Annotated in this window: 17 protein-coding genes; 6 read left to right on the plus strand and 11 right to left on the minus strand. The window is 39.4% G+C overall.

The window, feature by feature from the left end; genetic code table 11:
* Window positions 1–7: 7 nt before the first annotated feature.
* Window positions 8–739 (minus strand): LytR/AlgR family response regulator transcription factor, encoded by a 732-nt coding sequence (locus tag J1G40_RS08155; RefSeq protein ID WP_265242126.1) that lies wholly within the window; start codon window positions 737–739, stop codon window positions 8–10.
* Window positions 739–2946 carry a histidine kinase gene (locus tag J1G40_RS08160; protein WP_265242127.1) on the minus strand — a complete coding sequence of 736 codons (2208 nt, stop codon included), beginning with the start codon at window positions 2944–2946 and terminating at the stop codon, window positions 739–741. The genes J1G40_RS08155 and J1G40_RS08160 overlap by 1 nt, the downstream gene beginning before the upstream one ends.
* Window positions 2947–3161: 215 nt before the next feature.
* On the opposite strand from J1G40_RS08160, the gene J1G40_RS08165 reads away from it, so the two are divergent.
* Entirely contained in the window at window positions 3162–4340 is a 1179-nt protein-coding gene (locus tag J1G40_RS08165; protein WP_265242128.1) for a vWA domain-containing protein, read from the plus strand.
* 90 nt (window positions 4341–4430) lie between these two features.
* On the opposite strand, the gene J1G40_RS08170 is transcribed toward J1G40_RS08165, so the two are convergent.
* Window positions 4431–5429 (minus strand): type IX secretion system membrane protein PorP/SprF, encoded by a 999-nt coding sequence (locus tag J1G40_RS08170; RefSeq protein WP_265242129.1) that lies wholly within the window; start codon window positions 5427–5429, stop codon window positions 4431–4433.
* Window positions 5430–5551: 122 nt separating this feature from the next.
* Here J1G40_RS08170 and J1G40_RS08175 point away from each other — a divergent pair, with 122 nt between their 5' ends.
* From J1G40_RS08175 to J1G40_RS08195, 5 genes are all read left to right on the plus strand, one after another.
* Entirely contained in the window at window positions 5552–6454 is a 903-nt protein-coding gene (locus J1G40_RS08175; RefSeq protein ID WP_265242130.1) for a NifU family protein, read from the plus strand.
* Between the two features lie 70 nt (window positions 6455–6524).
* Complete coding sequence (locus tag J1G40_RS08180) at window positions 6525–6725, plus strand: dodecin family protein (RefSeq protein WP_265242131.1); 201 nt, start codon at window positions 6525–6527, stop codon at window positions 6723–6725.
* 147 nt (window positions 6726–6872) lie between these two features.
* Window positions 6873–8927 carry a thioredoxin domain-containing protein gene (locus tag J1G40_RS08185; protein WP_265242132.1) on the plus strand — a complete coding sequence of 685 codons (2055 nt, stop codon included), beginning with the start codon at window positions 6873–6875 and terminating at the stop codon, window positions 8925–8927.
* 69 nt (window positions 8928–8996) lie between these two features.
* Complete coding sequence (locus J1G40_RS08190) at window positions 8997–9818, plus strand: mechanosensitive ion channel family protein (protein ID WP_265242133.1); 822 nt, start codon at window positions 8997–8999, stop codon at window positions 9816–9818.
* A gap of 38 nt (window positions 9819–9856) precedes the next feature.
* Window positions 9857–10555 carry a hypothetical protein gene (locus J1G40_RS08195; RefSeq protein ID WP_265242134.1) on the plus strand — a complete coding sequence of 233 codons (699 nt, stop codon included), beginning with the start codon at window positions 9857–9859 and terminating at the stop codon, window positions 10553–10555.
* A gap of 70 nt (window positions 10556–10625) precedes the next feature.
* Here the strand turns inward: J1G40_RS08195 and tsaB are convergent, their stop codons facing one another.
* The 8 genes from tsaB to J1G40_RS08235 all read right to left on the minus strand — a co-directional run bounded on the left by tsaB (window position 10626) and on the right by J1G40_RS08235 (window position 19694).
* Window positions 10626–11288, minus strand: coding sequence for a tRNA (adenosine(37)-N6)-threonylcarbamoyltransferase complex dimerization subunit type 1 TsaB (tsaB, locus tag J1G40_RS08200; RefSeq protein ID WP_265242135.1), 663 nt, complete (start codon window positions 11286–11288; stop codon window positions 10626–10628).
* 61 nt (window positions 11289–11349) lie between these two features.
* Window positions 11350–12690, minus strand: coding sequence for a TolC family protein (locus tag J1G40_RS08205; RefSeq protein WP_265242136.1), 1341 nt, complete (start codon window positions 12688–12690; stop codon window positions 11350–11352).
* Window positions 12691–12741: 51 nt separating this feature from the next.
* On the minus strand, window positions 12742–13869 hold the full coding sequence (locus J1G40_RS08210; RefSeq protein ID WP_265242137.1) for an efflux RND transporter periplasmic adaptor subunit: 1128 nt from the start codon (window positions 13867–13869) through the stop codon (window positions 12742–12744).
* A gap of 38 nt (window positions 13870–13907) precedes the next feature.
* Window positions 13908–15173, minus strand: a complete 1266-nt coding sequence (locus J1G40_RS08215) for an ABC transporter permease (RefSeq protein WP_265242138.1) — start codon at window positions 15171–15173, stop codon at window positions 13908–13910.
* Between the two features lies 1 nt (window position 15174).
* Window positions 15175–16404, minus strand: coding sequence for an ABC transporter permease (locus tag J1G40_RS08220; RefSeq protein WP_265242139.1), 1230 nt, complete (start codon window positions 16402–16404; stop codon window positions 15175–15177).
* Window positions 16397–17098: an ABC transporter ATP-binding protein gene (locus J1G40_RS08225; protein ID WP_265242140.1), complete on the minus strand. Its 702-nt coding sequence runs from the start codon at window positions 17096–17098 to the stop codon at window positions 16397–16399. Before J1G40_RS08225 ends, J1G40_RS08220 begins: the two co-directional genes overlap by 8 nt.
* A 97-nt stretch (window positions 17099–17195) precedes the next feature.
* Window positions 17196–18308, minus strand: a complete 1113-nt coding sequence (locus J1G40_RS08230; protein ID WP_265242141.1) for an efflux RND transporter periplasmic adaptor subunit — start codon at window positions 18306–18308, stop codon at window positions 17196–17198.
* A 126-nt stretch (window positions 18309–18434) separates the two neighbouring features.
* The gene (locus tag J1G40_RS08235; RefSeq protein ID WP_265242142.1) at window positions 18435–19694 is read right to left on the minus strand and encodes an ABC transporter permease; all 1260 of its coding nucleotides are present in this window, start codon (window positions 19692–19694) and stop codon (window positions 18435–18437) included.
* Window positions 19695–19707 lie beyond the last annotated feature (13 nt).

Raw genomic sequence — 19707 nt, forward strand, 5'->3', positions numbered from 1 at the left:
TCCTGAATTATTCAAAATATGACAGCAATTGTTTCTTTTTGGATGCAGACACCAGCAATTCTTTCCCATTAGAAATTACCACGCTGCCCCCCTTGCCCTTTTTGTACTTCACTACTTCATTGACATTGACCAAATACGACTTATGGATACGCGCAAAGGTAAAATCGGATAGCGCTTCCTCAAAGTACTTAAGTGTTTTACTTACCAACAATTTCTTATTATCCAGGTAAATTTCGGTATAGTTGTCATCTGCTTTGCAAAATAGGATATCGGCAACATTGAGCACCTGAAAACCATCTTGTTGAGGCAAGGTAATCTTTCCATCCACCTTCTTTAATTTTGAGCTGAGAATCCTATCTTCCAGGGCATCTTCCTTTTCTTTTATTTCTCTTACATAAGAAACCGCCTTTATTAATTCATCAATGTTAATGGGTTTCATCAGATAGTACGCCGCATGGTTATTAAGGGCCTCCATGGCATATTGATTATAAGCAGTAACAAAGACCGTTTCAAAAGTGCGGTCCGGAAGTTGATCCAAAAAATCAAAGGCATTTCCAAATGGCATTTCCACATCTAAAAACACCAAATCCGGGGCGACTTTCTCAACAAGATCCAGTCCTTGCTCAATGGTTGCAGCCTCGCCCATTAGAATAACATCCTTACAATATTTGGCCAAATAATTGCGCAGTATTTCCCTACTACCCGCTTCATCTTCCACTATGACCGCATTTAGCTTCATTAGTTCTTTTTTAGAATTAGTGTTACAGATGTTCCTGTTTCATCTTTCTGCAAGTCCCTGACAGTTACCGCCACCTTATCTTTATACATACTGTTGAGAATGGCCACACGCTTTTTAATATTTCCCATGGCCTTGGACTTTTGCATTTTTTGATTCCTGGTTTTCAATTCTGCAGACTTTTTTCTTCCTATGCCGTTATCTGATATCTCTATTTCAATGACTTCTGTATTTTTCTGTTTGATGGCAATCTTTAAGAATCCCTTTTCCTCTTTGTATCTAAGTCCGTGCCAAATTGCATTTTCTATATAGGGTTGCAGTAACATGGGAGGAATTTTAAAAGCGTCGACATCTATGGCATTATCCAGATCTATTTCATAGTTAAACTTCTCCGGAAAACGCGAATGCTCCAATTTTACGTATAACTCCAGCAATTCCAACTCCTTGGACAAAGGGATAAAGTCCTCTTCAGAATTCTCCAAAACCGCCCGCATCAGGGTTGAAAATTCACTTAAATATCTGTTTGCGCTTCGTTCATCGTTCTTGGCGATATAATTATTAACAGAGTTGAGCGCATTAAAAATGAAATGCGGGTTCATCTGAGACCTGAGAGATTTAAGCGCCAATAGATTGTTTGCTAATTTTTGTTGTTTATTGCTACGATAGAAGAAAAATGCAGCGATTGCAGTCAATGTCAATCCAAGCAACAGCGAATAAATCACCCACTTCTGTCGCTTATTGGTCTCCTGGATTAATTGCTGTTCTGTAAGGGCCAGGTCATACTTACTTTGTGAAAGTTCCCTTTCCTGCTCAAGGCCTGTTATCCGACTTTGTTTAGCAGCAATTTCTCTATTAAAACGGGCAGCTCTTGATATTTCCTGTTCTTTTCTGACGTACAAGGTATCTACCACAGCAACATATTTTTGATACGTCTCAAAAGCCCTGGTAAAATCGCCCTGACGTTCATATACTTCAGACAATTTACGGGTAGCATCTTTCTGTACAATTAGATCATCTTCATCATCAGCCTCCTTTATACTCTCTTCCAAATAAGGAATGGCCTCATCGTATTTATCCTGAGCAATGTAGGCCCTGGCTATTTTATAATTTATTTTTTGATTGGTAATAGAATCGTTCGGCGAAAATCCTAATGAGACACTGTTATCTGCGGTAGAAGGTAATTTTTTAAGCTCCTCCTTATTCTGTTTCCTCAACTTAATTTCATCATCAAACTGATTCTTTTTATTGTAGAAGTCGGCTACTTTCTCGCGCTCTTTTACCGCTCTTTGCGGCGCCTGTTTGCTGGCCTGTTCAAGAGAATTGTCATAAAACGCCTCAGCTTCCTGTAGCCTGTTATCATCGGCGTAAGCATCTGCAATTTTCGAATTTAAATCTGGTAATTTAGGGGCAACCTGGTTCTTTCTTGCGATTGTCAGACCTTCGTTATAGTAGGCCACGGAGGTATTGGTTTCCCCTTTAGCCCGGTAGAGGTCTCCCAGAGATTCATAAAGGTCTATTCGTTGATAAGGGACCATATTTTTTACTTCAATCAAAGGAAGCAAAAGCTTTTCTGTTTTATCTAAGGCCCCATCAGCCAGATATGCCTTAGCAAGGAGTAAGGTGGTTCTGGAAGTTTTATTTGCTTCCAGGGCGTACTCAAAATTTGAAATGGCCAGGTCATACTGATCGTAAAACTGATATATCTCACCAAGAAGTGAATAGGAGTTCGCCAATTCTGTCTTATTCCCTCTTTTATTCAACTGAGATATGGATTGCGCCACAAAATCGATACTCTTTTCAATATCTATCTTTTTGTAATAACTGGCAGAATCCAGGTAGGTCCTGTGTTTGTTTAATGAAGATCTTTGTTTAGATCCTCTGCTAGCCTGAGCACTACTTTCTGAATAACCTTCTACCTGCACGTCCACATCATCATTATCCTTAATAGTATAGCGGACTGTCTCTATTTCCGGACTTTCAATGATTAATACGTCTCCCACCGCTACAGTGATTTTAAATTCTCCAAGGGCATCGGTCAAAGTGTATTCGCCTTTGTCTGTAGCGACTTCAATCCCGGATATAGGGGCGCGGGTAGCTCTGTCGGTTACAGAGCCATTAATTTGAAAGCTGATGCGCTCCTGAGTAAGCTGTGCGCTTCCACCAAAAGCGGTCAGCATTATAAATAACACTATGTATGGAATTCCCTTCATATCGGTATTTAAACAGGATAAACTTAGTGGATTTATACGGCATTAAAAAATGATAAAACTGCTATTAAGCCCTGATAAAATACCATTTCGCAGAGGTTACACATTCAAACGGACGTTTCACTCACTCCAAAGCAGCGTTCCCTCATTGCTTGTTTTTTTAGAAAAAGTTTGAAGCTAGTTTAGACCTAAATTAACAACAATAAAAAATTAATAAAATGAAAAATGTCAAAAATATTCTAGGAACGGGACTTTTAATATTAGCTTTTGGTTCTACCTATGGAGGCGAACTAAATACAATGTCGCCGGAAGCTGAAACCACAACTACAAAGGTGGTTACGGAGAAAACCAATAGTCCGGCTAATGTCGTAAAGATTGCTTTACTGCTTGATACCAGTAATAGCATGGACGGACTAATAAACCAGGCAAAAGCACAATTGTGGGATATCGTAAATAAATTTACCACAGCCAAATGTGGTAATCAACAGCGCCCCAATTTACAAATCGCCCTTTACCAATACGGTAATGATGATTTGTCTTCACGGGAAGGGTATATTCAGCAGGTTATCGGATTTAGTAGTGATCTGGATGAAATATCTGAAAAACTCTTTTCCTTAACTACTAATGGAGGAGAAGAATACTGTGGACAGGTCATCCACACCTCATTAGGACAGTTAGAGTGGGGTAAAAACAAAAATCATCTGAAAATGATTTTTATAGCAGGTAATGAACCATTTACACAGGGCAAACTAGATTATCGGGATGCTGTTGTAAATGCCAAAGAAAAGGACATTGTAGTAAATACAATTTTTTGCGGCAATTACGAGCAAGGAATTAAAACACATTGGAAGTCCGGTGCCATCCTTACAGGAGGAGAATATATGGCCATAGATCATAACAAGCGTGTTGTGCATGTAGCCACACCTTATGACGAAATCATAATTAAACTAAATTCCAGGCTAAACAAAACCTATATCTCGTATGGAGCATTAGGCGCATCAAAAATGAGGAATCAGGCTGCACAGGATGCCAATGCTATGGAATTGGAAGAGGTTGTGGCTGTAAAGCGGGCCGTGAGCAAAAGTTCCCGATTGTACAAAAACTCCTCCTGGGACCTTGTTGATGCATCAGATGACAGTGAGTTTGATGTTGCAAAAATAGACAAAGACCAATTGCCAACAGAATTTAAGGGTAAATCAGATAGTGAAATAGAGCATTTAATACAGCTTAAGAAGTCTGAAAGAAGTACTATTCAAAAGGAGATTCAGGAAGCAAATGCTAAAAGGGAAAAGTTTATCGCTCAACAACAGAAACAAACCAGAGGTGAGTTGGAAAACGCAATGCTAAAGGCTATTCAAAGACAGGCAGCGAAGAAAAACTATCATTGGGATCAGTAGTTAACCAAGAATATAACTACGTTTTAGGTTGGTGTCGGCAAATGGGTCTTTCAGTTATATGGGAGGCCCATTTGAATTACCCCTGAACTGCTAATAATTAGCAGCAGGGCAATAGCAATCGTATTTATTTTCTCTTTCCGGACCAAAGTCATAACCCAGGGTAATCTGGTGGAATCCTCCATTATCCAGTCTTATATCACCAGATTGGTAAGAGTAGTTATAGGAAAACATAAACTTGTTTACATTAACACCAATAATGGGAGTAAATAGCTGTAACCGCTGTTCCCCGAATGCACCATTGGTTTGAAATTGCGCTCCATCAAAACTTCTTCTATACGATAATCCACCCCAGACGGTACCAAAACTTACATCTTTATAAACTTTTGCATTGATGTCTATGGTTTTTTCTTCGGTAAACTCTGTTAATTGCAATAAAGCCGATGGTTCTACCCTCCATTCACTTTTTCCAAAAACATAACCCGCCGAAAGCAGGTATCTTCTCAGGTTATCAAATTCTATTGCTGTGTATAAGTCTCTTCCGCTTCCAAGCGCATTCAGTACTGTAAAATGAGCATAAAACTCCATAAGACTATAAGACATCCCGAAATCTACATTAAAATAGCCAACACTTTCCCTGGCACCAGTGATAATAGGATCTGGGATTACCGATCTAAATTCTGTCTCATCCAAACTACTTTGTATGTATCCTGCACTTAATCCAAACGAAAGCTGATTTAATATCCGGATATCCCCTCCCATGTTCAAATGGTGGGCATAAGTAAGTTTCCCTCCCGTTTGTGAATGATATCCGTTGGCATCATTGAAAATAATAGCTCCAACGCCACTACTGCTATCACCTATTCTGTAATGTGCATTTAAAGTTTGCAAATTGGGTGCTTCATCGACACTGAACCATTGTTTTCTGGCCGTTAAACGTACTTTACCCCCAAGGCCAATACCAGCCATTGAAGGATGCACCAGATAATAGTTATCAGACAAGTAATCAAAATATACAGGAATCCCCTCTTGTGCCTCTGTAGTGGTCCAAAAGGTTACCAGCGATAATAAAATAATCAGGTGTCTTTTCATCTAAGATAAGGGGATGTTTGTTGACATGTCGTTCAAATATAAAGTATAACGGTTGAAATACAACATTATTATATCTGGTCTAAGTAGTAAAATGGTTGTATTTTTGCATAAATTTCGGAACTATGAAGGAGTTTAATATCACCCTAATTGAAACCAGCAACCCGGCCATCTTAAAGTTTGAAACCAATCACTTTATTACACAGGGTAATAACTATGAATTTGCCAATATAGACGAAGCTAAAAATTCGCCAATTGCGCAACAACTATTTTATCTTCCTTTTATTAAAACCGTTTATATCTCAGGTAATTTTATTGCGCTAGAACGCTTTGATATTATCGACTGGAATGATGTTAAGGATGAAGTAGCGCAACAACTGGTAGAATATCTGAATTCCGGGGAACCAATTATTATTGAAGAAGTTGGGGCTAATAAGGTTGCCGTAACCATCTATGCGGAGGTTACCCCTAACCCCGCAGTGTTAAAATTTGTTGCAAATAAGAGGATTGTACCTGATACTTTTGAATTTAAAAATATTGATGAAGCAGGAGCTTCAGAATTGGCTTCCAAGCTTTTTCATTTACCTTATGTAAAAGAGGTTTTTATGGACGAAAATTATGTGTCCGTTACAAAATATGATGTTGCGGATTGGAATGAAATCAGCGCGGAGGTAAGAGAATTGATACGTGATTTTATAGCAGAGGGTGGTGAAGCTGTTGGGCCAGATAGCATATCGGTCAGCCAGAATTCAGGAACATCTGCTTCTGCAGTAAATAAAAATCTGGATGACACTTCCCAGGAAATTATTGCCATATTGGATGAATATGTAAAACCTGCTGTTGCCAGTGACGGGGGCAATATTCTTTTTCAGTCCTATGAGGAAGAGAGCAAAACTGTAAATGTAATCCTTCAGGGTGCTTGCAGTGGTTGCCCTTCTTCTACATTTACACTAAAAAACGGGATAGAAAATATGCTTAAAAACATGATGGGAGATAGGGTAAATGAAGTTGTTGCCATCAACGGCTAATCTTGCCATAATTCTTGTCAATGCTAGTTTTTATTTGTTTCTTTAGATATAACATAAAAACATTAATCATATGTCAGTTTTAAAAGTAATTGAAGTTTTAGCAAATTCTAGCGAAAGCTGGGAGGATGCTGCAAAGAAGGCAGTTGCCCAAGCGGCAAAATCAGTAGATAACATTAAATCTGTGTACATCAACGAACAAAGTGCTACGGTAAAAAATGGCGAACTTGATGATTACAGAGTGAACGTTAAAATCACCTTTGAAGTAAAATAATTCAAATGGATTAACGAACTTATTAAGCGCCCTCAGAGGCGCTTTTTTTATGGCCAAAACCCCCTATCTTTGACTATGTTTATAAACAGAGCAGCCATATTAATAATTTTCTTTAGTTGTACTGCCTGTACTCAAAAAAAGGCGCCAATGACACATGAATACACCAATGATCTCATTAAGGAAACCAGCCCTTACCTACTTCAGCATGCGCATAATCCGGTAAATTGGGAAGCCTGGAAGCCAGAAGTACTGCATCGGGCAAAAAAAGAAAACAAATTATTACTGATAAGTATCGGTTATGCTGCCTGCCATTGGTGCCATGTAATGGAAGAAGAGTGTTTCGAAGACCCAGAGGTTGCTGAGGTTATGAATAGTTCTTATGTCAATATTAAAATAGACAGAGAAGAGAGGCCGGATGTAGATCATATATATATGGACGCCCTTCAAATGATGACAGGAAGTGGGGGCTGGCCCTTAAACATTGTAGCCTTGCCAGATGGCAGACCATTTTGGGGTGCTACCTATGTAAAGAAAGCAGATTGGATTAGGGTTTTGGATCAGCTTCAGGACTTGTACAAAAAAGATCCGGGTAAAATAGAGGACTATGCACAAAAGCTGGCAGAGGGGCTAAAAACTATCAATCTGGTCTCCCCACCAGAAACTGCGGTCGGGATGCTAGAACTAGATCAATTGCAAGCCATCTATAAGGACTGGGAGAAGTTTTTCGATACTAAGATGGGTGGATACAATAGGGCTCCGAAATTTATGATGCCGGTTAACCTGAATTTTCTGTTGCACTATAGTACAGCCATGAATGATATTTCAAGTCTTGAATATGTCAACACCACACTTACCAAAATGGCCTACGGAGGGGTTTATGATCATGTCGGCGGAGGTTTTGCCAGATATTCCGTGGACGACAAATGGCATGTTCCTCATTTTGAAAAAATGCTATATGATAATGGCCAGCTGATTAGTGTTTATTCAAAAGCATATGCAGCTACTGGAAATTCATTGTATAAAAAGGTGGTTGAAGAATCCATTTCTTTCGTAATGACCGAGTTGATGGATGAAAGTTTTGGATTTTACTCCTCACTCGATGCAGATAGTTATAATTCAGAAAAGGAACTGGAAGAAGGTGCATATTATGTATGGAACAAGCAAGAGTTGGAGCCGTTATTAGGTGAGAATTTTGAACTGTTTAAATCGTACTACAATATCAACAGTTATGGTCATTGGGAAAAAGGCAACTATGTTCTGATCCGGGATGAAAGCGATGAGGCTATTGCCAAAAAACATGATATCTCGGCAGAAGTACTTCGGCAAAAGATAAATGATGCTAAGCACCTACTGTTAAAAGTACGTGAGAAACGGGACAAACCCAGGTTGGATGATAAAATTCTGACCTCCTGGAACGGTTTAATGCTTTCAGGTCTTATAGATGCTTATAAATATCTTGGCAATGAGGAGTACCTGAAGCTCGCCTTGAAAAATGCCTCATTCATTAAGGAAAACCTAATTAAGGCCGATGGCGGCATGTATCGCAATCATAAGAACGGCACAAGTAGTATTAATGGGTATTTAGAAGATTTGGTAACAGTGGCAAACGCATTCATGCAACTTTATGAAGTTACAGCAGATGAAAAATGGCTGCAGCAATCGAAGGCACTGCTCGACTATTGCATTGCTAATTATCAGGATCCTGAAAGTGGGTTATTCTATTTTACATCTAAGAAAGACGATTACGTCATCAGAAGAACAATAGAAACCGCGGATAATGTAATTCCATCATCCAATTCAATAATGGCATTAACATTATTTAAAATGTCTAAAATCTTCCTGGATTCCCCCTATGAGGAAATTGCCTTAAATATGTTCGGAACCATTCAGGAAACCATTCAGGAAAGCGGACATAACCATGCCAATTGGTTAAATATGCCACTATACTTTAATAAACCCTTTTATGAAATTGCCGTAGTGGGAGAAAAATATGAAGAAATTGTCCGAACCCTGCAGGCAAATTATCTCCCCAATACGGTTTTCGCTGCAACCGCAGGCACAAGTCAGCTATCTTTGCTGCAGAACCGATTGGAAGAAGGGAATACCTTAGTCTATGTTTGCCAGCAGGGTTCCTGCAAACTTCCGGTTACTACTCCGGCTGAGGTGATGGAACAAATAACTCAGGCATCAGATGACAGGTAATATTAAAGTTTTTGTAGCTTGATATTTAATTATATTTTAACTTGTTTTGCAGCTGCCAAATAATTTTATATGGACGAAATAACAAATTATCAGGAACATATAGATAATGCCATCGATTGGATTTGGGCAATTTTTCCAAATATCCTGATGGCGGTATTTATTTTAGTTGTAGGCCTTTGGATCATTAGAATTATCAACAGGCTGGTACGGAAATTTTTCCTTTATAAGGATTATGACCTGGCCTTAGAAACCTTTCTCGAGAGTTTTATAAGTATAGGCCTCAAAGTATTACTTTTTGTTCTTGTGGTTACCCAACTTGGCGTAAAATCTTCTTCCTTGGTGGCCATGATTGGTGCCGCAGGGCTGGCCATAGGGCTGGCGTTGCAAGGTTCTTTATCTAATTTCGCCGGGGGCGTCTTAATTCTATTGTTTAAACCTTTCAGGGTGGGCGATTGGATCTCCGCCCAAGGCGCGGAAGGTACGGTAAAAGAGATCACCATCTTTACCACTAAACTGAATACTTTTGGGAACCAGGTGGCAATTATTCCCAATGGTCAGTTATCTAACAATAAAATTATTAATTACAACGGGGAGAAAGACCGAAGGGATAAAATTGACGTTGGCATTGCTTATGGTGCTAACATAAAACAAGCTAAGGAAATCTTACTACAGATTTGTGCTGACTATGAGGCTATTCTTAAAGATCCGAAACCTGAAGTGTATGTTGGAGAATTAGGCGATAGTTCGGTAGTCCTTTCACTCAGGTTTTGGGCCACCAACGATGACTTCTGGGCGGCCCACTTCCATGTTATGGAAGAATTGAAGTACAGGTTTGATGAGGCTGGTATCGAAATCCCATTCCCACAGCTAGACATTCACAAGAAAAACTGACTTGACTTTCCGCTGTTATTTTCGTATCTTATAGCGTTATGAAAGCAATTTTAATATTACTAATACTATCCGTTTCGGTATCCTCAGCGCAGATCTCTGAGTTGTCCCGACGTGCCGTCCCTAGCTATGAATCCCAGGTTGGAATTGTTATAGAAGAAGTTCCTATTGAGGGTTCACCTTATTTTACTGAGCTTTATGTTGCAGGAAATACCTTTGTTAATGGGAGAAATGTTCGATTGTTAATGCGATATAATGCATTTTCCGATCAGATTGAAATGAAGGACAAATATCAGAAGACGTTTAACTTGTTAAAGCGCAAAGACCTCGAAGCCCATTTTGGCGGAAAGACCTACCGGATAATGGATTATGTAGAGAATGGAAAAGAGAAACAGGGTTATTTTAATCCATTGAACGAGGGCTACGTTACGCTTTTCTACAAACCAAAAAAAATATTTGTACAGGCCGAAAAGCCCGAAACAGGCTATGAGGATTACAGCCCTCCTACTTATAAGGATGTTTCAAGCCACTATCTGAAAGTTGGATCGCAAAAGGCAGTTGAAATCACCTTAAATAAGAGACAGGTACTTAAATACCTCCGTGATGAACATTTTTCGGAAGTGAAGCAATTTGTATCAGATAATGATCTTAAGCTTAAAACTGAAGAAGAAGTGTTGCAATTATTAAATTTTTACAATTCCATTAAAGCAGCTGATAAAACACAAGAGGTTAACTCATAACCTCATTGTACAATCGGGCATTTAAAGGTTATCACATTAATTTGTGAGTGCTGGCTATTGCACTAAATGGTCATGGTTTAGACATGAAATTCTTCAAATAGTAAGGTTCAAAATAAGCCAGGTCTTCAAACTGTTCATTTTTAAATTTTGCATAGGAAAGAGAACACATTTCAGTTGCAGAAGGCACCAGTTCTGTTTCAAAAGAAAAATTCGGATGATTCAGAAGTTCCGTGCATTTAGCTGCACCACTGCCTAAAAGGTGCACTTTCCCCTTTGTTGAGTACTGCCCAAAGGAATCTGCGTCTATAATTTCAGCGGCAGTATCTCTTATCTTACGATAGGAATGATCAAAAACAGCAGAGTATACTTCCATTCGGCGCGCATCGAGTACGGGAATTATAAATCCTGAGTCAATTTTCTTCTGATACGCCATACTCTCCAGAGTAGGAACCGATATTAGCGGTATATCTAATGAAAAACACAGTCCTTTTGCCGCTGATACGCCAATTCGCAGCCCGGTATAACTACCGGGACCCTTACTGACGGCAATTGCATCCAATTCAGAAATGTCTATAGCAGAGACGCTTAAAATTTCTTCAATAAATACGTGCAACTGCTCGGAATGAGAATAAGTGGGTGAATTATGTTCCCTGATTTGAACTAACTCCCCGTTTTGAGCAAGACTTACAGAACAATTTGTAGTAGCAGTTTCTATGTTTAAAATGATTGCCATAGGAACCGCGAAGATAGTTAAGCCTGTTCACCTTTTAAAACAATGAACAGGCTTTCATCTTTTAATTTAATACAATGGGTAGCCCAAAGTAGAATTCAAGGACCTTAATTCTAAAGATATAATCGAATTTAGTACGGATTACTTCGGCTTCTGCATTATCCACCCTGGATTGTGCCTGACTAAAATCAAAGGCATTCATTAGCCCTACATCGAAACGTTCTTTGGAGTACTGATATGCCAGGCTTCTGGCCTCTAGGGTTTTTTGCGCAGATTCATAGGCTTTAGCACTGTTTTCAACATCAACATAGGCCTGGTTAATGTTGGTCTCCAAAGCCAATTTGTCTTGTTCTAATTGTATTCTGGCCTTATCCAGATCTATTACAGATCTTTTTATCCTATTTCTAGTACTAAACCCATTAAAAACCGGAATGTTTAATTGCGCCCCATATGAAATTCCGTCATTGATCCATAATTGATCCTTAAAACCAACTTTTTCGCCGGTCACAGGATCACGGGTTTGATCAGAATATCTTGTATTGTAATTAAAAAATGCAGACACTACCGGATAACTGGCACCCCTGGATATTTCAAGATCCTTTTCTGCCAAACCCACAAGGGATTCTGAAAACTTAATATCGTTTCTAAAAGTCAAAGCCTTATCAAAGATAACTTTAGGTGAATTGTTTAGTATGTCTGAGGGGGGTACATCAAACTCCTCATCAGAGATATCGAAATTCTCATAATCCGTTATCTGAAGTAACTGTGCCAAATTTATTCTGGATATCAAGACCAGGTTTTCACCATTAACTATTTGCTGTTCCTGACCAGCGGCCGTTGCTTCAATTTCTAACAAATCTCCTTTTGCCACAACCCCGGATTCTACCAGTTCTTTGGTCCGTTTCATATCCTGCTCGGTAACCGCATATTGGGCCCTAAAAACCTTAAGGGATTCTTTATTAGACAGGATTTGCAAGTATGCCACCGCCACATTTAAGCGAATATCATCAACAAGGTCATCCAATCTATATTGATTGGATATTGCATTTAATTTTGCTCTGTGTAATTGTTTAACATTCCTCAGCCCATCAAACAAGGTCATTGTAGAGGTGAAATCATTGGAAGCGGAAACTATGGTTGCTGAAACCAAGCTGTTTGTCGTTGGGTTGAGCACCAAACCTGTATTTCCTGACAATCTGGTCTGAACATTTAGATTTGGGAGCATATTTCCCACGGCATCTGATTTATCAATTTTGGCGTTTTCAAGATCCAATTCAAATTGGTCTATACTCAGGTTATTTTCAACAGCATAATTAACGCACTCTTCAAGGGTCCATTTTTTTTGCTGAGCTGATAGCATTCCAATAGAGAACAGCATTATCAACAGTGTTATTTTAAATTTCATCTGTCGTTTTTTGATTTGATATTGTCTTAACTAATTTTGTTTGATTTTTGTTTAGGCATCTTCCTCTTCGTCCTCACCTTTCTTTACAGGTTCTGTCTTGTTCCATACCTTTACCTCATCTTCTTCAGTAATACCTGAAACAATCTCAACATTAACCCCATCGGAAATTCCAATCTCTATGTCTTTTCGCTCAAATTTTTGTTCGCCTACAGACACTTCCACATAGGGTTTATCCGTCTCTTTATCAAACTGTAGCAAAGCTTCCGGAATGACCATAATACTGTCTTTCTTCTCCAGTACAAGTGATGCATTGGCACTATAGCCCGCCCGTATCATAAATGTGGTATCTACTTCCACATCACCTTCTATCTTAAATTGAACTGCCCCTGTCTCTTCAATCCCTTTTGGTGCAATAAACTTTAGTTTAGCATCGAGTTCTTTACCTTCTACTGCACCGAGGCTAATTTTTAATGGCATCCCTACCTTTAATTTTCCAACTTCGCCTTCATCGACCTTACCTTCAAAAATCATTTTACCAAGATCGGCAATTGAAGCTATGGTTGTCCCGTCGTTAAAGTTGTTACTTTGAATTACCTGATCGCCTTCTTCAACAGGAATCTCTAGTATAGTCCCTGTGACTGTTGCCCTTATATTGGTATTTGCACTAGAAGAACCTCCTGCAGAACCTCTTCTGATGATCTGGTAATCTGCCCGGGAGTTTTGCAATTCTTGCTGCGCCTGATCAAATTGCAACTGCAAGGCATTAAAATCCTGACTAGATATAACCCCTTTATCAAATAAGGCCTTATTTCTATTATACTCTGTCGTCGTATTATTCAATGCAATTTCGGCACTCCTTACACGTCCTCTGGCCTGGTTTAGCGCTTGCTCATTGGGTACCACTTTTATACGCGCAATTAAATCACCTGCTCTTACATCCTCACCTTCTTCCATAAAGATTTTTTCAATAATTCCAGAAATTTGAGGTTTAATTTCAATTTCATCCTCCGGTATCACTTTCCCGGTGGCCACTGTTTTCATTTCAATGCTGGAAGTAAACGGCTTCTGAGTTTCAAAAGTGATGGCTCCTTTGCTATTAGATTTAACAAAAAAGGCCGCTGCCCAGAGTGCTCCAATCACCAGGACTCCTATTAGTATGTACTTTACAATTTTATTCATTTTATTTCGTGTTGAATTAGTCTTTTATTTAAGGTTGATTATTCTTCTCTTAATGCGTCTATAGGTTTTATGCTTACCGCTCTTTGGGCGGGTATAAGTCCAATCAGGGTTCCCAGAATTACCATTATCAACAAGGCGCCAATCACGTATGGAATTGGAAGCGTAGGATTGGTAAACGGGAAGTTGTCATTATCCTTTGTCAGGGTGTTTATTATGCTCAGCACGCCAGCTCCCAATATAATACCCACTATACCGGCTATCATAGTCAGGAAAACGGATTCAAGGATGATCTGTGAACGTACTTCTCTGGGTGTGGCACCCAGGGCTCTTCTGACACCCAGTTCTTTGGTCCTTTCTTTAACCGATATCAATAATATATTACCAATCCCAATTACACCGGCTAAGATTGTGGCCAGGCCAACTACCAAAGACAAAAATGTAATCCCATTAGCGAAGCCCATTACACGGCCAAATATTTCACCGAGATTTACAGATCCAAAAGCCCGCTCATCTTCGGGGTGCACTCTATGTGTGCTACGCAGCACTTTTAAAACGTTCTCTTCAACCTCTATTACATCTACATCGTCATATGCAGCAATAGCGAAGAAGGAGACATTTTCACCAGTATTGTACAATTTCTTATACGTTGTAAAGGGGATCCAGATATCTCCATCGGCATCAAAAGGAGTTGTAGGTGTAAACTTATGTACACCTACCACCTGGAAATAAACGTTGTCTACTTTGATGAACGTCCCAACCGCTTCCTCGTCCTTATCATATAATTCCTGAAGTGTTCTTTCACCAATAACACATACTTTCCTGGCCTGCTTTATATCGTCCTCGTTGATAAACCTACCTTTATCAAATATCTTTTTTGCGGTAATCTTAGAATATACCGGATAATACCCCCAAACGGTATAGGTTCCGGATTTTAGTCCTCTTCCTGTAGTTGCCGGGGTATCTCCAAAGACTCCCCTAACATTTAATGGGGCAATATTCTGGACTTCGGGAATGCGATTCTTTATTACCGACGCATCCGCAACTTTTAGTTGTAATTGTCTCCCGGTCTTAAACCCTTCATGCGGAATACTGGTCCTTTGTGCCCAGGCGAACATACTATTTTTGGCCACAGTTTCGAAGGCCTTTTCAAAACCATTGTCCATTCCCTTTGCTGCTCCCGATAAGGCGATATAGATGAAAATACCCCATAGGACACCAATTACGGTAATTATAGTTCTCGTCTTATTCTTACGAATAGAACCGAAAATCTCCTGCCAGGTATTTCTATCAAATATAAATTTCATATTATTCGTCCCTTAATGCTACAATTGGTTTAATTCGTGCCGCTCGTCGGGCAGGCACATAACCCGCTATGGCCCCAAATAGCACTAACACTAAAGTGGCTGTAATTGCCATTCCTATATTCAGATAAGGATTGGTGATAAAGAAATCCTCTAATTTGTCTCCCAAAGAATTCAATAGTATTATACCCAGAAACATCCCTATAAACCCAGAAACTGCTGTTATGAAAACAGATTCTACAAGAATAGTACTGATAACTACTCTGGGCGTAGCGCCAAGTGCTTTTCTAATTCCCAATTCCTTGGTCCGTTCTTTTACCACAAATACCATTATATTGCTGATCCCAATAATCCCTGCGATTATCGTCCCAAAAGCCACAAAAGCGACTATCATTTGTAATATTCTTGCAAATTGCTGGTTTTGCTTTAGCTGATCTGCCACATTCCGAATAAAGAGCGCATTCTGATCATCCGGGCTTATATATTTTTTGGACCGCATAAACTTATCCAGTGTCTTTTCAAAAGCCATGGCTCCTACGTACCCCATTTCCGGTTTAAATGCGGTAATGATGAAATCTATTTTATCTGTATTCTTTTCTATTAATTGCCTGGTGGTATAGGGGATATAGATATTGCGCTCTTCATTGTCTCCCCCTTCATCCTGGAAAACACCAATTACTTTAAACACACTACCCCCAACATCTATATATTCTCCGATAGAATTTTCGCCATTGAAGAGATCTTTTTCTACCAACCTGCCAATCACCGCGGTTTTCGTTTTATTTTTAATATCCTCTACATTCAGATACCTGCCCTTCATTATGATAGTTTTTTCGGCAAATTGATGTGCAGGACCTACGGCTCTTGTACTGTAATTATTGGACTCTTCTTTGTATTTTACCAAATTATTTCTGGAAATACGCGGAGTGATATACTCCAGAAACATGGGATAGTTCTTTTTGATATCGGCAAGGTCGCTATTATCAAATTCTATTCTCCTGTTAGACTTATATCCTTTATATGGCTCAGTGGTTCTGCCCGGAAAAATATATAGTACATTGGTGGCATCGTCTTTGAAAAATTCGTTGAAGGTATTGATAAGCCCGTTGCCCATTCCAAATAATACCACAAAGATGAAAATACCCAAGGCCACGGTGAACCCGGAAAGAAAAGTACGTAACTTATTCTTTTGAATGGTCTCAAATATCTCTTTCCAAGCGTCTCTACTAAACATATTCGGAAGCTCTTACCTGCTTTACTTTTTCGTCTTTTTCAATAACACCATCCTTCAGATGAATTATTCGCTTGCACATATGGGCAATATCATCTTCATGGGTAACCACCAGAATAGTGTTTCCCTGATCATTTATTTTTTGTACCAGATCCATAACCTCATATGAAGTAACACTATCAAGTGCTCCTGTCAGCTCATCCGCCAGAACCACTTTTGGTTCGGCCGCCATTGCCCTGGCTATAGCCACACGTTGTTTCTGACCACCGGAGAGCTCGCTTGGCAAATGGTGTGCCCAGTCTTTTAAACCAACCAATTCTAAATACTTCAAGGCTTTTTCCTGCCTGGCCTTTCTGGGCATACGCTGATAATACAGCGGTAAGGCCACATTTTCTAAGGCATTTTTATAATTGATGAGATTAAAGGATTGAAAAATAAATCCTAGAAATTTGTTTCTATAATTGGCGGCCTTGGTCTCATTAAGGTCCTTGATGGGCACTCCATCCAAAATATACTCACCTTCGTCAGCAACATCGAGCATCCCCAAAATGTTTAATAGCGTAGATTTTCCGGAACCGGAAGAGCCCATTATGGCTACCAATTCACCTTCTTCTGCTTTAAAATTAATTCCTTTTAGCACGTGAAGGGAATTGCTTCCCATTTTATACGATTTGTGAAGGTCTTTTATTTCTATCATGGCTGGTATTATTGTTTTTGGATTTTTAATCCGGTAATAAGACTGGCAAGTTGTTAAAATGTTACAAAATGCTTTCTAAATTTTATGTTAAAAACTGCTATCGACCAAATTGATCCGGTTCAATCTGATTCCATACTTTAATCTCGTCATCTTCATCTATTCCGGATTTAAGTTCCACAAAGATGCCGTCACTAAGGCCTAATTCCACATCCCGCCTTTCAAACTGCTGCTCTCCTGTTGCTATTTCAACAAAAGGTTTTTTCGTGTCGGGATCAAACTGTATCAAAGCCTCTTTTACTGCCAGGACACTATCTGCCCTTCCTAAGATAATGGAAGCATTTGCACTTAGGCCGGCCCTGATGAATACGGTGTCTTGTTTCTTCAACGTGCCTTTGATCTCAAATTGAATTGCCCCGTTTTCTTCATTCCCTTTTGGCGCAATATAATCGAGTACGGCATCAAAAATTTTATTTTCAATAGCTCCTACCGTTATTTCCAAAGGGAGGTCTTCGGTAATTTTCCCCACTTCCGACTCATCTACCTTACCTTCAAATATCATTTTCTCCACATCAGCAATTGCCGCAATGGTTGTACCTTCATTAAAATTATTACTCTCAATTACCTGGTTACCCACTTCTACCGGAACTTCTAATACCATCCCGCTAACCGTAGATCTAATCAAAGTATTGGCCGCATTCCCGTAGCCCCTTGTGGTCCCGGTTTTAACAATATCGTATCGTTTATTCGCAGCGGCATAGGCCTGTTTGGACTGATCATAGCTCACCTGGGCACGTTCCAGGTCTACCTGTGAGATTACCCCTTTGTCAAAGAGACTTTTTTGTCTCAGATAATTACGCTGCTGGTCGTCTAGTGCAATTTTGGCCTCATCGATACTATTCTTGGCATCATTAAGCGCGTTAAGATTGGGCACGACCTTAATTTTCGCCAGTAAATCTCCGGATTTTACGTAATCTCCTCCAATTACATATACTTCCTCAATAACTCCAGAAATGTTTGGCTTTATCAATACCTCTTCGAGGGGTAAAATACTCCCCGTAGCCACCGTTTTCTTGATGATGTTTTGTTTGGAAGGTTTTTCGGTTTCATAGACTACTGGATCTTCAGAATTCTTTTGATACAGATAGTACATAGAACCTCCGAAGGCTATAACTATAATCAAGAGAATGATAATTGTAACTGACTTTTTCATTGTATTTCTATTCTTGTTGATTGATGTATTCGTATTTCTCTTTTTTCTCCATTGCCGGCCTCTCAATAGGTGTTGAAAGCTTTCTTGTCTCAAGAGAAAGCCCTAAGGCCAAAATCCTTTTTCTTCTTACTCTGTTCGTAACGCGTCTATGGGTTTTACCTTAATTGCACTTTGAGCAGGGATAAAACCAGCCAATAAGCCAGATAGCATCAGAATAATTAATGCGGCTGTAACAACACCAAGACTTACACTTGGGTTGAGGAACATATCTACGGGTCCATTGGCATCTAACAATGCATTTACCCCATATATGAACAGGGCACCAAATATTATACCTGCCATTCCGGATATTATAGTCAGAAAAATAGATTCCATTAAAATTTGCATTTTTATAGACCAGGGGGCCTCTCCCAGGGCCCTTCTAATCCCAATTTCTTTGGTTCTTTCCTTCACCACAATCAGCATGATATTACTCACGCCAATAATTCCTGATACCAGCACCAGTATGCCCACAAAGTAGGCTATAAAACTCATAGCCCCGAACAAACTTTCCACCCGATTATAACGCTCATAAATATCAAAGAAGCCAATCGCCCTGGTATCATCCGGATGCACTTTATGCTTTTCCTTCATCAGTTTAATTATCCCTTCTTTAAGGCTGGTTATAGAATAACCGTCATTTGCTGTTATAGCCATCCAGTCTACATTGCCCCCCGTATTAAATGCCTGAGAAAAGGCGGTAAAAGGAATAAATATTTGTTTTTGCCCTTCTTCCCCATCGCCGTCATTACTGTTTTTCTTATAGGTGCCAACTACCGTAAAATTTACCCCCTGGATTTTTATATAACTCCCCAAAACCTCCTCATCTTTTTCATAAAGATCGTTTCTTACACCATTGCCTATGATGGCTACTTTCCTCTTATCATTAATATCATTATGATTTATAAATCTCCCCGCAGTTATGGTCATTGGGTCCTGATTTATAATTTCCGGATAATCTCCGTAAACATTATATGCACCAACTTTTGTTCCTCTTGTGACGTTATTTCCACCCCTGAAACCACCGAGTCGATTTCTCGGAGAAATGTAACGTAGATTAGGAACGTTCTCCTCTATTGTCCTTACATCTTCAATTTTAAATTCGAAGCTCCTGCCCTGGGGCAATCCTTCATATGCCTTGGTTGTAGACCTGGTCCACATAAACATTGTGTTGGTCGCGATATCTCCAAAGTCTGATTTTATGCCATTTTCCAATCCCTTGCCCGCCGCCAGGAGAATAATCAAAATTAGAATCCCCCAAAAAACACCAAATGCCGTCAGCACAGTACGAAACCAATTAGTGGTCAGCACTTCCAAAATCTCTTTCCAACGATCCCTATTAAACATAATTTGACATCAA

Source organism: Muriicola sp. Z0-33 (genome assembly GCF_026126425.1).
Taxonomy (GTDB): Bacteria; Bacteroidota; Bacteroidia; order Flavobacteriales; family Flavobacteriaceae; genus JAFMPW01.